Origin of the sequence: Microbacterium alkaliflavum (genome assembly GCF_044325405.1) — a bacterium.
Lineage (GTDB): Bacteria > Actinomycetota > Actinomycetes > Actinomycetales > Microbacteriaceae > Microbacterium > Microbacterium alkaliflavum.
In genome coordinates this window covers 19,299-33,532 of sequence record NZ_JBIQWL010000002.1, presented here as the reverse complement: position 1 = coordinate 33,532, position 14,234 = coordinate 19,299, and the positions used below count along the sequence as shown (strand labels likewise).

Below are 14,234 nucleotides of genomic sequence, written 5' to 3'. Positions count from 1 at the left end.
TGACATTAGCGGTGAGGAACGTCAGGAGTCAACATGGTTTTCACCCCTGACACACGCCTGTCCCTCGCGGCGGTCGTGAACCTCGTCAACACGCTCCCCGGCCACGACGATCCGGACCGGCTCGAGTCCGTCGACGACCTCGACGCCTTCCTGGCCGCCAACCCCTATACAGGCAGCATCAGCCGCACTCCCGCGACGGTCTCTGCGCTCCGAGATGTGCGTGGCCGCCTTCGTGCGCTCTGGGATGTCGACCGCGTCGACGCCGTCCCGCTCGTCAACGAGATGCTCCGCGACAGCGGCGCACTCCCCCAGCTCGTCATCCACGACACGTTCGACTGGCACATCCACGCGACCTCCGACGAGTCGCCCCTCGAGACCCGGATCCTCGCCGAGGGCGCGATGGCTTTCGTCGACGTCATCCGCGCCGACGAGTACGACCGCATCCGGGTGTGCTCGGCCGACGACTGCGACGCGGTCTACATCGACTACTCGCGCAACGGATCGAAGCGCTACTGCGACACGGGCAACTGCGGCAACCGCATGAACGTCAACGCGTACCGGGCTCGGAAGGCGCAAGAAACCGTCTGATCGCGACGGCGGCGGGCGCCGGCGTCTCGTAGTGGATGAGGTGCCCGACGTCGGGGATCTCGACGAGCTCGGCGCGCGGGAAGAGAGTCGCCAGGCGGCGCTCCGCCTCGATCGGGGTGATGTCGTCCTTCTGCGCCGCCACGAGCAGGGTCGGCTGTGCGATGCGCGGCGCGAACTCGCGGACGTCGTGCGAGACGGAGGCGACGAACGCGTCGTGCAGCACGTTGCGGTCGGAGAACCGCGAGAAGTACGTGTCGTGCTGGTCGTGGATGAACCGCCGCAGCTCGGGCTCGCGCGTCTTGGCCATCGACACGCTCATGACGCGGACGATGAGGCCGTTGCGCAGCAGCGCCTCGCCCAGCCCCTGGGGCAGCTTCGCGCCAGCCCAGTAGTAGAAGACGGCCAGGCGCGTGAGCACTCCCCGAGGACCCTCCAGCGCGGGCGCGCCGATGGGGTTCACGAGGATGACTCGCGGCGTCCCGAGCCCATCGGCGACGGCCGCCGACACGACGATGGAGCCGAAGGAGTGGCCGAGGATGACCGCCCCCGGCGCCACCTCCGCGACGAATGCCGTGAGCCACTCGGCGTACGCGCCGAGATCGTGCCGCCGGCCCGGCAGCGGCGCCGTCTCGCCGAAGCCCGGGAGGTCGGGTGAGATCACCCGCACCTCGGGGAGGTGCGCCACGACGGGCTCGAGCCCGTGGTGTTCGCCGCGGAAGCCGTGCACGGCAACGACCGTCGTCTCGGCATCGGCGGGTCCGTAGGTCCAGTACGCCGTCGTGCCGCCCAGCACCTCCGCCTCGCGGCGGTCGACGGGGATCTCCTTGAGGAGCGACGAGTACGGGCTGACGACGGGCACCGTCCGAGTCTAGGGATCGGGGCTGAGTGGCGACCGCGTGCCGCGGCGACGATGTCGGAGGCGGCGCATACCGTGATCGGCATGGACCCCCTCGCCCTGTTCGAGTCGCCCGAGTGGACCCGCGTCGTCGGCGTGTTCGACCTCGAGACGACCGGCGTCGACGTCACGTGCGACCGCATCGTGACGGCTCACGTCGGGGTGCTGGACGCCGCGGGCACGGTGCTCACCGCACGTGATTGGCTCGCCGATCCGGGCGTCGACATCCCCGAGGGTGCGACGGCCGTGCACGGCATCACCACCGCCCACGCGCGGGAGCACGGCCGCCCCGCGCCCGTCGTCGTCGCCGAGATCGTCGACGCGGTGCGCGGCATCCTCGATGCCGGCATCCCGGTCGTCGCCTACAACGCGCCCTACGACTTCTCCCTGCTCAAGCACGAGGCCCAGCGCCACGGCGTCGAGGCGATCCTCTCCCCCTCACCCGTCATCGACCCGCTCGTCGTCGACAAGGCGTACGACCGGTGGCGCCGCGGCAAGCGCACCCTGACGGTCGTGGCCGAGCACTACGCCGTGCGACTCGACGGCGCGCACGAGGCGTCGGCCGACGCCGTCGCGGCCGGGCGCGTCGCGCAGGCGCTCGCCGAGCGCTACGCCCCGTGGCTGCCCGCGACGGCGGAAGAGCTGCACACGCGGCAGATCGGCTGGGCCCGCGCGCAGGCGGCGAGCCTCACGGACTACTTCATCCAGATCGGCCGGCTCGACCCCGACGACCGTCTCGACGGCAGCTGGCCCATCCGCTGAGCCCGGGTCAGGCGGTCGTCGCGGCGTGCGCGCGGCGCTGCTCGAGTCCGCCGATGAGCAGATCCACCCCGAACGTGAACTCGGCGAGAGCCTCGTCCGCGCTCTGCGGCGAGAGGCTCGCGTCGGGCTCGACGACGCCGAGGCTGTCGTACTGCATGCGCTGCTGCTCGTGCCAGACGTGGCCCATGACGAAATGGAGCAGGGCCGCCGCCGCGTGCGAGGCGTCGTCGGCGTCGAAGCCGTCGGCGCTCATCGCGGCTGCCAGCCCGTCGCGTGCCGCCGTGGAGCCGAGGCCGAGCGCGAGCGTGCTCGAGACCACTTCGGCGCCGTCGCGGTAGGCGAGCAGCGCGTCCCTCAGAGCGGCCGCCGCCGACCGCGTGCGGGAGCCGTCGAACGGCCGAGGTGCATCGGCCTGCGCGACGATGCGGTCGGCCAGCTCGGCGAGCAGGCTCTGCTTGTTGGGAAAGTGGTGGTACAGCGCGCTCGGCTGCACGTCGAGGGCAGCCGCGAGCCGCCGCATCGTCAGGTCGGGCAGCCCGTCGTCGTCGAGGATCCGCAGCGCCGCGCGCGCCACGTCGTCGCGAGTGTGACGTCGCGCGCTTTCCGTTCCGGCCATGGCCCCACTATAGTGAACGCCGTTCAGGTGAACAGTGTTCGGGTGTTGTCGCTAAAGGAGAACGCACATGACCGATTCGATCCGATCGCGACGCATCGACGCGACCGACATCGCCCGCGCGGCGGTCTTCGCGGCGATCGTCGCCGTTCTGGGACTGCCCGGGAGCTTCACGGTGTTCGGCGCCGTGCCGATCACGGCGCAGACGCTCGGCGTCATGCTCGCGGGCGCCATCCTCGGTGCGGGACTCGGTGCATTGTCGATGACGGTGCTGCTCGTGCTCGTCGCCGTCGGCCTGCCGCTCCTGGCGGGTGGCCGCGGAGGGATCGGCGTCTTCCTCGGCCCTTCGGCGGGGTACCTCATCGGGTGGATCGTCGGCGCCTTCGTGGTCGGCCTGATCGTCCACCATCGCAACCGCAAGCCGCAGACGCTCCGCACCTTCGTCGGCGTGGTGACCGGCGGCATCCTCGTCGTCTACGCGATCGGCATCCCGGTGCAGAGCCTCGTGACGCGACTCCCGATCGTGGAGACGGCGCTCACGAGCGTCGTGTTCCTCCCGGGCGACCTCGTGAAGGCGGTCATCGCGACGGCGATCACCATGACCCTCGTGCGCGCGTATCCGCGCGCCTTCCGCCGCACCTGGACGCCCGAGACGGCCTCCGCGACGCCGACCGAGACGACCCGGGTGCCGTGATCGTCCCCGTCGCCGACGACCAGGAGGATCTCCTCGACCGCCTGCGCGCGCTCCGCGCGGCCGGGGAGGTCCCGCTCGTCGGCGACGCCCGATGGCCCGCCGCGCAATGGGAGGCCGTCCTCACGACGGCGTCCTCGACGCAGCCTGTCCCTGAGGCCGCGTGGGCGACGCTCACGTCGGGGAGCAGCGGTTCGCCGCGGATCGTGCTGCGCACGGCGGAGTCGTGGGAGACGTCGTTCCCCGCGGTGGCGCGCCTCCTGGACGCCGACCCCGACGATGCCGTGCTGCTGCCCGCCCCGCCCTCGGCATCCCTCACGCTCTTCTCTCTCGCCCACGCGCTCGCAGGCGGACCGCGGCCCCTGCTCGGCTCGGCCGATCGCGAGTTCGCGACGTGTCTGCACGGCACGCCGCAGGCCCTGCGCGCCGTGCTCGACGCGGGCCCGCCGCCGCGGCTGCGCGCCGCCCTGATCGGGGGGTCGCATCTCGACGCCCGCCTCCGGGCGCGAGCCGAGGCATCCGGCATCCGTGTCGCCGCATACTACGGGGCGGCGGAGCTCTCCTTCGTCGCCGTCGACGAGGGAGACGGCCTGCGGCCTTTCCCGGGCGTCGGCGTCGACATCCGCGACGGCGAACTCTGGGTGCGCTCGGCCTCCGTCGCCCTCGGCTACGTCGGCAGCCCGGGGCCCCTGCGCATCGACGGCGAGTGGGCGACGGTCGGCGACCGCGCCGAGCTCGTCGACGGCCGGCTGCGACTGCGGGGCAGAGCCGACGACGCGATCCTCAGCGCGTCGGCCACGATCGTGCCCGAGGAGGTCGAGGCCGTGCTGAGGTCGGTGCCCGGCATCCGGGATGCCGTCGTGTTCGGGATGCCGCGGCCCGGCGTAGGCGCCCTCGTCGCGGCGTACGTGGAGCTCGACGGGACACCCGCCCAGCTCCGGACGGCGTGCGCCACGCAGCTGGCCCCTGCGCATCGCCCCCGCCGATGGTTCGCGGGCGAGCTGCCGCGCACGGCGTCGGGCAAGCCCGCTCGCACGGAGGCCGCGCGCCGTGCGCTGGCCGGGGAGGTCGAGCGGCTTGTCGTCTGATCGCGATCCCGTCATCGTCGCCGCGCGCCGCACGCCGATCGGCACGCGCGGGCGTGCCCTCGCGCGCCTGCGCGTCGAGGAGCTCGCAGCACCGGTCATTCGGGCGACTCTCGCGGATGCCGCGGACTCGGCCGGCTCTCCGGTCGCGGTCGCCGATGTGCTCCTCGGCAATTGCATGGGCCCCGGGGGCAACCCGGCGCGCGTGGCCGCCCTCGCGGCCGGACTCGGAGCGGAGATCCCCGGCGGGACGGTCGACCGTCAGTGCGGCAGCGGCCTCGCCGCCATCCTCGACGCCGTCACCGCGATCCGTGCCGGAGACGAGCGGGCGCGCCTGGCCGGCGGCGTGGAGAGCGCGTCGACGGCGCCCGAACGCTCGATCGACGGTGCGGCGTACGACCGGGCTCCCTTCGCCCCCGCAGGGTTCCCCGATCCCGATATGCCCCGCGCGGCCGAGGACCTCGCTGCACACGACGGCATCTCCCGCAGCCGGCAGGACGCTCATGCGGCGCGCAGTCACGCCCGTGCTCGCGCGGCTCTGGCGACCGGACGCTTCGACGCCGAGCTCGTGCCGCTCGAAGGCCTCGACCACGACGACGCGATCGGCGGCGCAGAGCGGCTGCTCCCCCGGCTTCCCCCGCTGTTCGCGGACGGCTCGATGACGGCGGGCACGGCGACGCGCATCGGAGACGGCGCAGCGATCGTGCTCGTCGCCCCCGCCGGCGCCGCTGCCGGCCTCGCCGTCCGCGCGACCGCCGTCGTGGGCTGCGACCCCGCTCTGCCCGGCATCGGCGCGGCGCCCGCCGTCTCCACCGCCCTGGCCTCCGCGGGGGTCGGCGTCGCCGACGTCGCGGCCTTCGAGATCGTGGAGGCCTTCGCGGCGCAGAGCCTCGCCGTCCTCGACCGGCTCCGGATCGCCGAAGACGACCCGCGCGTGTGCGCCGACGGCGGAGCGCTCGCGCTCGGCCACCCGTGGGGCGCGAGCGGCGCCGTCTCCGTCGTGCGCCTCTTCAGCAGGCTCGTGCGATCCGGCGCGCCCGCGGGAACGCTCGGCGTGGCGGCGGCCTCCGTCGGCGGCGGCCTGGGCGTCGCCGCGGTGCTGGAGGTCGTGCGATGACGCTTCAGCTCGAACGCGTGTCGGTGCGGCTCGGCGATGCCGACGTCCTCAGCGAGGTCTCCCTCGCGCTCGACACCCGCACCGTCGCCGTCATCGGCGAGAACGGCTCGGGCAAGTCCACCTTCGCCCGGCTCGTCGGAGGCCTCGTCGCACGCACGGCCGGGACGATGCGCATCCTCGGACTCGATCCGGCCACCGACGCCAAGGAGCTGCGACGCCGGACCGCGTTCGTCTTCAGCAATCCCGATGCGCAGATCCTCATGCCCACGGTCGCGGAGGACGTCGCGTTCTCGCTGCGCGCAGACCGGCTGACGGCGGCGGAGCGGCAGTCCCGCGTCGCCTCGGCCCTCGAGCGCTTCGGTCTCACCGACCTGGCGAACCGGACGTCCCACGACCTGTCCGGCGGGCAGAAGCAGCTGCTCGCGCTGTGCGGAGCATTCGTGCGCCGCCCCGATCTCGTCGTGGCAGACGAACCCACCGCGTACCTCGACGCCCGCAATGCCCGCCGCGTCGCGGACCATCTGTTCGCCGACGAAGGGCACCGGCTCGTGCTCGTCACGCACGATCTCGCACTCGCGCGGCGCTGCGACGCCGCGCTGCTCTTCGAGAAGGGGAGGATCGCGGCGGTCGGCGACCCCGTCTCGATCGTCGAGGACTACGAGACGAGCCTGCGATGCTGAGCCTCTACCGGCCCGGCGACGGGCGCCTGCACCGCATGCCCGCCGGCCCGAAGACGATCCTCGTGCTCGCGCTCGTCCTGGGCGTGTCGCTGCTGCCGAGTTCGTGGTGGGGCGCCGGGGTCGCGGCATCCCTCACCGTCGTCGCCTACGCCCTCGCAGGTCTCGGCGACGGGATGCTCGGCATGCGCGAGCTCGGGCGTCAGGCCCTGCTGCTGCGCTGGGTCCTGGCGATCACGCTCGTCAGCCAGCTCGTCTTCCTCGGGCCCGAGCCGGCCGTCGCGAACACGGCCCGCGTCGCCGCGGCCGTCGTGCTGAGCGCGCTGCTCGTGCTCACGACGCAGGTCACGGCGCTGCTCGATGCGCTCGAGCGCGGGATGCGGCCTCTCGAGCGGGTGCGGCTCGATCCGCAGCTCGCGGCGCTCATGCTCACCGTCACCCTCACGACGATCCCGGTGCTGGCGCGCCTCGCCCGGGACGTGCGCGACGCGCAGCGGGCCCGCGGCGCGCGCGGAAGCCTCCGTGCCTTCACGGTGCCCTTCATCGTCCTGGCGTCGAAGCACGCGTTCGAGCTCGGCGACGCCCTGACGGCGCGGGGCGTGCGATGAGGCCTCGCGTGCTCGGGCCGGTCGTCGACGACGAGACCCGGTGCGTCCACTACCGCACGCCCCTCGACGTCATCGCGATCGAGTTCGCCTGCTGCCGGGACTTCTACCCGTGCCACCTCTGCCACGCCGAGACGGCCGATCACCCCGCCGAGCAGTGGCCGGTGTCCGACGAGAACGAGAGAGCCGTGCTGTGCGGCGTCTGCGGCCACCTGCTGACGATCGCCGCGTACCGCGCGGCCGACGAGTGCCCCGAGTGCGCGGCCCCGTTCAATCCGGGCTGCAAGCTGCACGCCCACCTCTACTTCGAGGTCGACTGAGGAGACGACGAAGGCCCCGCCGGAGCGGGGCCTTCGCGTGCGGCTTACTTGGAGCCGAAGTTCTTGAAGCGCTGGTTGAACTTCTCGACGCGGCCGGCCGAGTCCATGATGCGCTGCTTGCCCGTGTAGAACGGGTGCGACGCCGACGAGATCTCGACGTCGATGACGGGGTACTCGACGCCGTCGAGCTCGATCGTCTTGTCGCTCGAAACGGTCGAGCGGGTGAGGAACGTCTCGCCCGAACCGAGGTCGCGGAAAACGACGGCCTTGTACTCGGGGTGGATGTCAGTCTTCATGGGAAGTCCTTCAAGGTGTGGTGCCCTGGATTTTGCCAGGGCGGACGAAGTCTGTGGTGCGAGCGCACCAAAGAGCGATTCTATCAGCCCGGAGGCCGAACCGAGGAATCGCTCAGGATGCCGCGCGCGCGGCGTACCGGCCGTCGCCCTGCGTGAGCGTGATCGGCAGCCCGAATGTCGCGGTGAGGTTCTCGGCGGTGAGCGTGTCGCCGAGGGGGCCGGCCGCCACGATCCTGCCCTCGCGGAGCAGCAGGACGTGCGTGAAGCCGACCGGGATCTCTTCGACGTGGTGCGTCACCATGATCATCGCGGGCGTCGTCGGCGCCTGTGCATAGCCGCCGAGCAGCGTCAGCAGCTCCTCGCGGGCGCCGAGGTCGAGGCTCGCGGTGGGCTCGTCGAGGAGCAGGAGCTCGGGATCGGTCATGACGGCGCGCGCGATCTGGACGCGCTTCTGCTCGCCGTCCGACAGCGTGCCGAACGTGCGGTCGGCGAACTCGTCGAGGTGCCACTCCGCGAGCACGCGCAGCGCGCGGCGCTCGTCGATGTCCTCGTACGCCTCGTTCCATCGGCCGAGCACCGAGTACGCCGCCGTCAGCACGACGTTGATCACGGTCTCCTCCGGCGGCACGCGCTTGGCCATGGCCGACGACGCGAAGCCGATGCGCGGACGCAGGTCGAACACGTCCGTGCGACCGAGCCGCTCGCCGAGGACCGAGACGGTGCCCGACGTCGGATGCAGCAGCGTGTCGGCGAGCTGAAGCAGCGTGGTCTTGCCGGCGCCGTTCGGCCCCAGGATGACCCAGCGCTGATCGTCGTCGACCGACCAATCGAGGTGGTCCACGATGTCTCGGGCGTTTCGGCGGACGACGACGTCGGAGAACTCGAGGACCTGCGGCATGCCGTCAGCCTATCGGCCCGCGCCGCTCACCTCCGCGTACAGCGCCTCGGTCTGCTGCGCGATCCTGGCCCAGCTGAAATCGTTCGCGGCACGCTCGCGACCGGCTGCTCCGTAGGCGTCGGCACGCTCGCGATCCGACACGACCTCGGTCAGCACGCGCGCCAGATCGGCGACGAACTTCTCCGGATCGGTCGGCGTCCCGGTGCCGTCCTGCACCTGCTCGATCGGCACCAGCCTGCCCGTCACGCCGTCGACGACGACCTCCGGGATGCCTCCCGTCGCGGTGCCGACGACCGCCGCGCCGCACGCCATGGCCTCGAGGTTCACGATTCCGAGCGGCTCGTACACCGAGGGGCAGACGAACGTCGTCGCGGCGGCGAGGATCGTGCACAGCTCGCGCCGGGAGAGGTGGCGGTCGAGCCACACGACGCCCTCGCGCGTCTGCTGCAGGCCCTTCACGAGCTCCTCCACCTCGGCCATGATCTGCGGCGTGTCGGGCGCACCCGCGCAGAGCACGAGCTGCACGTCGGGGGGCAGCTGCTCGGCCGCGCGCAGGAGGTACGGCAGGCCCTTCTGGCGCGTGATGCGCCCGACGAATACGACCGACGGCTTGGACGCGTCGACGCCGAGCTGGCCGAGCAGCTCCGGATCGTCGACGGGATGCCACGCCTCGACGTCGATGCCGTTGTAGATGACCCGCACCTTCGCGGGGTCGAGGTTCGGGTAGCTGCGCAGGATGTCGTTGCGCATGCCGTCGCTCACCGCGACGATGGCCGCGGCGCCCTCGTAGGCCGTCTTCTCGATGTAGCTCGACACGGCATATCCGCCGCCGAGCTGCTCGGCCTTCCACGGCCGCAGCGGCTCGAGACTGTGCGCCGTCACGATGTGCGGGATGCCGTGCAGCAGCGATGCGAGGTGACCGGCGAAGTTCGCGTACCAGGTGTGGCTGTGCACGACGTCGGCGCCGGCGACATCCGTCACGATCTCGAGATCGGTGCCGAGGGTCTGGATGGCGCCGTTGGCCGTCGACAGCTCCTCGGGAACCCCGTAGGCGGTCGTGTCGGTCTCGTCGCGCGGGGCGCCGAACGCGCGCACCTGCACCTCGATCGACTCGCGGAGCGCCTTCACGAGCTCTGTCGCGTGAACCCCTGCGCCGCCGTAGATCTCGGGCGGATATTCCTTGGTGATGATGTCGACGCGCATGGCACGAAACCTAGTACACGTGACGCGCCGGGCATAGCGGCTACCCCGGCCACCGAAGGGGCCCTAGGGTGGGTCCCATGCCAGCAGCGCCGAAGGTGTTCGGAATCATCCTCGCCGGTGGCGAGGGAAAGCGATTGATGCCCCTGACGGCGGACCGGGCGAAGCCTGCCGTGCCGTTCGGCGGCCAGTACCGACTGATCGACTTCGCGATCTCGAATCTCATAAATTCGGGCCTGCGACAGATCGTCGTGCTGACCCAGTACAAGTCGCACAGCCTCGACCGCCACATCTCGCAGACGTGGCGCATGTCGGCGCTGCTCGACTCGTATGTGGCGTCGGTGCCGGCGCAGCAGCGTCTCGGGAAGCGATGGTTCTCGGGATCGGCGGATGCGATCCTGCAGAGCCTCAACCTCATCAACGACGAGAAGCCCGACATCGTCGTGGTCATCGGCGCGGATCACGTCTACCGCATGGACTTCCGCCAGATGCTCGCCGCCCACATCGATTCGGGCGCGCGCGCGACGGTCGCCGGCATCCGTCAGCCGATCTCGCTCGCCAACCAGTTCGGCGTCATCGACGTATCGGCGAACGATCCGGCGATCATCAACGAATTCCTGGAGAAGCCGCAGAACCCGACGGGCCTGGCCGACTCCCCCACCGAGGTGCTCGCCTCGATGGGCAACTACATCTTCGACGCCGACGCGCTCATCGAGGCCGTCGAATCCGACGGCGAGCTGCCGACGTCGAACCACGACATGGGCGGGGACATCGTGCCCTACTTCGTGGGGCGCGGCGAGGCCGGCGTCTACGACATGAAGCGCAACGACGTGCCGGGATCCACCGATCGCGACCGCGACTACTGGCGTGACGTGGGCACGATCGACTCGTTCTTCGAGGCGCACCAGGACCTCATCTCGACGCTGCCGGTCTTCAACCTCTACAACATGGAGTGGCCGATCCACTCGCAGACGGTGAACTCGCCGCCCGCGAAGTTCGTGCGCGACTCGGTGGGCCGCATGGGCAACGCGATCGACTCGATCGTGTCGCTCGGATCGGTGCTCTCCGGCACGCACCTCGAGCGGAGCGTCGTGGGTCCGTGGACGCTCTCGGGCGGCGGGGCGACGATCACCGACTCGGTGCTGTTCGATCACGTGCAGGTCGGCGCCGGGGCGCGCGTGCACCGCGCGATCCTCGACAAGAACGTCGTGCTGGCGGACGGCGCGACGGTCGGCGTGGATCGCGAGCGCGACCTCGCGCGGGGCTTCACCGTGACCGACAGCGGCATCACCGTCGTGGGCAAGGGCATCTCGATCGACCGCTGACGGACAGGATGCCGCGGCCCGCGCCATTACGGTGGAAGGCGTGCCCGCGACATCCGACCGCTTCCTCGTCGTGCTCGACGCCGACTCCACGCTGATCCGCAACGAGGTGATCGAGCTGATCGCCGACGAGGCGGGGCGCGGCGCCGAGGTGACGGCCGCGACGGAGGCCGCGATGCGCGGCGAGGTCGACTTCGCGACGAGCCTGCGCTCGCGCGTGGAGGCGCTCAAGGGCGTGCCGGTGTCGGCGTTCGGGCACGTGCTGTCGCGCATCGAGCCCACGCCCGGCGTGCGCGAGCTGACCTCGGCCGTGCACGAGCGCGGCGGACGGGTCGCGGTCGTCTCGGGCGGCTTCCACGAGATCCTCGACACGATCGCGCCCGAGCTCGGTGCCGACATCTGGCGCGCGAATCGCCTCGCCGTCGTCGACGGTGTGCTCTCGGGTCACGTCGAGGGACGGATCGTGGATGCCGAGGGCAAGGCCGAGGCGCTGAGCGAGTGGGCGCAGGAGATCGGCGTGCCGCTGTCGCGCACCATCGCGATCGGCGACGGTGCGAACGACCTGCGGATGATGGCGGTCGCGGGGCTCGGCATCGCGTTCAACGCGAAGCCCGCCGTGCGCGAGCGCGCCGACCTCGTCGTGGGCACCGTCGACCTGCGCGAGGTCATCCCGCTTCTGCCCTGACGGGTGTCCGAGGCCCCGGCTAGCGTCGGATCCATGGACATCATCCTGGTTCCCGGACTCTGGCTCGACGCATCCTCGTGGGACGCCGTGACTCCGGCTCTCGAGGCCGCCGGCCACGCCGTGCATCCCCTCACACTTCCCGGGCTCGGCGTGCCTGCGCCGGCATCGGAGTCGATCGGAATGGCGGACTGGGTCGACGCCGTGGTCGCCGAGATCGACGCCGTCGACGGCCCCGCGGTGCTCGTGGGCCACTCCGGCGGCGGGAACGTCGTGTGGGGTGCGGCCGACGCGCGACCCGACCGCGTGGCGCGGGTCGTGTTCGTCGACACCGTGCCGCCTCCGGCCGGGCAGGGCATCTCCGAGTTCGAGCTCGTCGACGGCGTCGTGCCCTTCCCCGGGTGGGACTTCTTCGACGACCGCGAGGTCTACGACCTCGACGCACCGACGCGCGAGGAGTGGGCGTCACGCGCCCGCTCGGTGCCCGGCCGCGTGCCGACCGACCCGATCAGCCTCACCGACGAGCGGCGGCGGTCGGTTCCGGTGACGCTGCTGTCCGGCGGCATGACGGAGGACGAGCTGCGTGCCGAACTCGCCAAGTGGGGCCCATGGGCCGAGGAGTTCGAGGCGATCGACGATGCCGAGGTCGTGAAGCTCGGCACCGGTCACTGGCCGCAATTCTCCCAGCCCGACGAGCTGGCTCAGGCGATCGTCGCCGCCGTCGACCGCTGAACACGCGGCCGGTGGTGCGCGGGCTCGGCGCGGGTCAGTGACCCATGCCGAGGCCGCCGTCGACGGGGATGACCGCGCCCGAGATGTACGCGGCGTCGTCCGAGGCGAGCCACGTCACGACACCGGCGACCTCGTCGGGGCTCGCGAACCGGCCCGCCGGGATCGTGCTCTTGTACTGCGCCTGGGTCTCGTCGGGGAGGGCGGCGGTCATGTCGGTCTCGATGAAGCCGGGCGCCACGACGTTGGCGGTGATGCCGCGACCGCCGAGCTCGCGCGTGAGCGAGCGGGCGAATCCGACGAGGCCGGCCTTCGACGAGGAGTAGTTGATCTGCCCGGGCGAGCCGTACAGGCCCACGACGCTGGAGATGAGGATGACGCGTCCCCACTTGGCGCGCAGCATCCCTTTGGAAGCCCGCTTGACGACGCGGAACGCCCCGCCCAGGTTGGTCGCGACGACGCTGTCGAAGTCGTCCTCGGTCATGCGCAGCAGGAGGGTGTCCTTGGTGACGCCGGCGTTCGCGACGACGATCTCGATCGGCCCCAGCGCGGACTCCACCTCGGAGAAGGCGGCGTCGACGGCCGCGGAGTCGGTCACGTCCGCACGCACCGTGAGGGTGCCCTCGGGACCCTCGCCCGAGCGCGCGGTGACGGCGACCTTGTAGCCCTCCGCGACGAAGCGCTCGGCGATGGCGCGGCCGATGCCGCGGTTGCCGCCGGTGACGAGGACGACGCGATCAGTGGACATGTGTTCTCCCGGAGGGACGACGGCGGTGATCCGCACCAGCCTAGCGGCGAGGCCGTTTGACACCCGGTGCGGCCGCTGGAACGCTGGGAGCGCAACCCGACGGAAGGGATCCGGCTCATGAGCGATGCGACCAGCGGCGGCTCGCGCCCCGACGACGAATCGGCCGCGCAGCCCGCACCCGAGGCCCCGGTTCACGAGGAGCCGGCCGCCCCCGTCGACGAGCAGCCCGACGCCCACGCGGAGCCGGCTGCACCGACCTCGGAACCCGCGGCTCCGGCGTACGAGCCGCCCGCCGCCCCTGCGTACGAGCCGCCCGCCGCCCCTGCGTACGAGCCGCCCGCTGCCCCTGCGTACGAGCCGCCGGCGGCTCCGTCCTACGGACAGCCTCCTGCACCCGCCTACGGCGAGCCCGCCGCGCCCCAGTACCCTGCCGCGCCCCAGTACCCCGCCGCGCCCACGTACGGGCAGCCCGCAGCGCCCTCGTACCCCGCCGCGCCCGCCTACGGCGAGCCCGCTGCGCCCCAGTACCCTGCCGCGCCCACCTACGACCAGACCCCGCCCGTCTACCCGGGCGCGCCGGCGTACCAGAACCCGCCCGCCTACGGCGCACCGGCGCCGGGCCACGGCTCCGCCCCCGCGTACGGCACGGCGCCCGCGTACGGATCGGACCCGGCGTATGCGGCCGCGCCCGCGTACGGGGCGTATTCCGCCCCGCGCCCGACGAACCCGCTCGCGATCGTGGCGCTCGTGTCGTCGCTCGTGGGCCTGTTCGTCATCCCGTTCATCGGATCGATCGTCGGGATCATCACGGGACACATGTCGCTCAGCCAGATCAAGCGCACGGGAGACCAGGGCCACGGCATGGGACTCGCCGGGACGATCATCGGCTGGGTGGGCCTGGCGCTCGCGATCATCGGCACGATCATCGCCATCGCGTGGATCAGCTGGTTCACGGCGAACATCAACTCGTTCCGCACCATCTGACGGGGCAAGACCGGGCCCGGAC

At 71.8% G+C, this 14,234-nt stretch carries 18 protein-coding genes; 12 read left to right on the top strand and 6 right to left on the bottom strand.

The genetic code is table 11. The features are described 5' to 3' along the window. Positions 1–33 precede the first annotated feature (33 nt). Complete coding sequence (locus ACH3VR_RS05135) at positions 34–588, top strand: CGNR zinc finger domain-containing protein (RefSeq protein ID WP_396639695.1); 555 nt, start codon at positions 34–36, stop codon at positions 586–588. Here the strand turns inward: ACH3VR_RS05135 and ACH3VR_RS05130 are convergent. Continuing rightward, positions 548–1,447, bottom strand: a complete 900-nt coding sequence (locus ACH3VR_RS05130) for an alpha/beta fold hydrolase (protein ID WP_396639694.1) — start codon at positions 1,445–1,447, stop codon at positions 548–550. The two genes, ACH3VR_RS05135 and ACH3VR_RS05130, sit on opposite strands and share 41 nt — an antisense overlap. Positions 1,448–1,528: 81 nt before the next feature. Here ACH3VR_RS05130 and ACH3VR_RS05125 point away from each other — a divergent pair, with 81 nt between their 5' ends. Next, entirely contained in the window at positions 1,529–2,245 is a 717-nt protein-coding gene (locus ACH3VR_RS05125; protein WP_396639693.1) for a 3'-5' exonuclease, read from the top strand. Positions 2,246–2,252: 7 nt separating this feature from the next. Here ACH3VR_RS05125 and ACH3VR_RS05120 read toward each other — a convergent pair whose 3' ends face one another. Then, positions 2,253–2,861, bottom strand: coding sequence for a TetR family transcriptional regulator (locus ACH3VR_RS05120; RefSeq protein WP_396639692.1), 609 nt, complete (start codon positions 2,859–2,861; stop codon positions 2,253–2,255). Between the two features lie 67 nt (positions 2,862–2,928). Between ACH3VR_RS05120 and ACH3VR_RS05115 the strand changes: the two genes are divergently transcribed. The 6 genes from ACH3VR_RS05115 to ACH3VR_RS05090 are packed head-to-tail and all read left to right on the top strand — an operon-like array spanning position 2,929 to position 7,353. Then, positions 2,929–3,552 carry a biotin transporter BioY gene (locus ACH3VR_RS05115; RefSeq protein ID WP_396639691.1) on the top strand — a complete coding sequence of 208 codons (624 nt, stop codon included), beginning with the start codon at positions 2,929–2,931 and terminating at the stop codon, positions 3,550–3,552. Then, on the top strand, positions 3,549–4,637 hold the full coding sequence (locus ACH3VR_RS05110) for a class I adenylate-forming enzyme family protein (RefSeq protein WP_396639690.1): 1,089 nt from the start codon (positions 3,549–3,551) through the stop codon (positions 4,635–4,637). The genes ACH3VR_RS05115 and ACH3VR_RS05110 overlap by 4 nt, the downstream gene beginning before the upstream one ends. Then, positions 4,627–5,751 (top strand): thiolase family protein, encoded by a 1,125-nt coding sequence (locus ACH3VR_RS05105; RefSeq protein ID WP_396639689.1) that lies wholly within the window; start codon positions 4,627–4,629, stop codon positions 5,749–5,751. Before ACH3VR_RS05110 ends, ACH3VR_RS05105 begins: the two co-directional genes overlap by 11 nt. Continuing rightward, entirely contained in the window at positions 5,748–6,431 is a 684-nt protein-coding gene (locus ACH3VR_RS05100; protein ID WP_396639688.1) for an energy-coupling factor ABC transporter ATP-binding protein, read from the top strand. Before ACH3VR_RS05105 ends, ACH3VR_RS05100 begins: the two co-directional genes overlap by 4 nt. Further along, positions 6,425–7,036: an energy-coupling factor transporter transmembrane component T family protein gene (locus ACH3VR_RS05095; RefSeq protein ID WP_396639687.1), complete on the top strand. Its 612-nt coding sequence runs from the start codon at positions 6,425–6,427 to the stop codon at positions 7,034–7,036. The genes ACH3VR_RS05100 and ACH3VR_RS05095 overlap by 7 nt, the downstream gene beginning before the upstream one ends. 8 nt (positions 7,037–7,044) lie before the next feature. Further along, a complete protein-coding gene (locus ACH3VR_RS05090; RefSeq protein ID WP_396639686.1) occupies positions 7,045–7,353 on the top strand; it encodes a CHY zinc finger protein in 309 nt (102 codons plus the stop codon). Between the two features lie 44 nt (positions 7,354–7,397). Here ACH3VR_RS05090 and ACH3VR_RS05085 read toward each other — a convergent pair whose 3' ends face one another. The 3 genes from ACH3VR_RS05085 to glgA all read right to left on the bottom strand — a co-directional run bounded on the left by ACH3VR_RS05085 (position 7,398) and on the right by glgA (position 9,750). Next, the gene (locus ACH3VR_RS05085) at positions 7,398–7,649 is read right to left on the bottom strand and encodes a type B 50S ribosomal protein L31 (RefSeq protein ID WP_360136335.1); all 252 of its coding nucleotides are present in this window, start codon (positions 7,647–7,649) and stop codon (positions 7,398–7,400) included. A gap of 112 nt (positions 7,650–7,761) precedes the next feature. After that, a complete protein-coding gene (locus ACH3VR_RS05080) occupies positions 7,762–8,547 on the bottom strand; it encodes an ABC transporter ATP-binding protein (RefSeq protein ID WP_396639685.1) in 786 nt (261 codons plus the stop codon). Positions 8,548–8,556: 9 nt separating this feature from the next. Then, positions 8,557–9,750, bottom strand: a complete 1,194-nt coding sequence (gene glgA, locus ACH3VR_RS05075) for a glycogen synthase (RefSeq protein ID WP_396639684.1) — start codon at positions 9,748–9,750, stop codon at positions 8,557–8,559. Between the two features lie 77 nt (positions 9,751–9,827). Between glgA and ACH3VR_RS05070 the strand changes: the two genes are divergently transcribed. From ACH3VR_RS05070 to ACH3VR_RS05060, 3 genes are read left to right on the top strand one after another with little or no spacing between them, the layout of a single operon-like run. Beyond that, complete coding sequence (locus tag ACH3VR_RS05070; RefSeq protein ID WP_396639683.1) at positions 9,828–11,072, top strand: glucose-1-phosphate adenylyltransferase; 1,245 nt, start codon at positions 9,828–9,830, stop codon at positions 11,070–11,072. 40 nt (positions 11,073–11,112) lie between these two features. Beyond that, positions 11,113–11,754 (top strand): phosphoserine phosphatase SerB, encoded by a 642-nt coding sequence (gene serB, locus ACH3VR_RS05065; protein WP_396639682.1) that lies wholly within the window; start codon positions 11,113–11,115, stop codon positions 11,752–11,754. Between the two features lie 33 nt (positions 11,755–11,787). After that, complete coding sequence (locus ACH3VR_RS05060; RefSeq protein WP_396639681.1) at positions 11,788–12,483, top strand: alpha/beta fold hydrolase; 696 nt, start codon at positions 11,788–11,790, stop codon at positions 12,481–12,483. Positions 12,484–12,517: 34 nt separating this feature from the next. Here the strand turns inward: ACH3VR_RS05060 and ACH3VR_RS05055 are convergent, their stop codons facing one another. Then, entirely contained in the window at positions 12,518–13,228 is a 711-nt protein-coding gene (locus ACH3VR_RS05055; RefSeq protein WP_396639680.1) for a beta-ketoacyl-ACP reductase, read from the bottom strand. A 117-nt stretch (positions 13,229–13,345) separates the two neighbouring features. Between ACH3VR_RS05055 and ACH3VR_RS05050 the strand changes: the two genes are divergently transcribed. After that, positions 13,346–14,212, top strand: coding sequence for a DUF4190 domain-containing protein (locus tag ACH3VR_RS05050; RefSeq protein ID WP_396639679.1), 867 nt, complete (start codon positions 13,346–13,348; stop codon positions 14,210–14,212). The last annotated feature ends 22 nt before the right edge of the window (positions 14,213–14,234 follow it).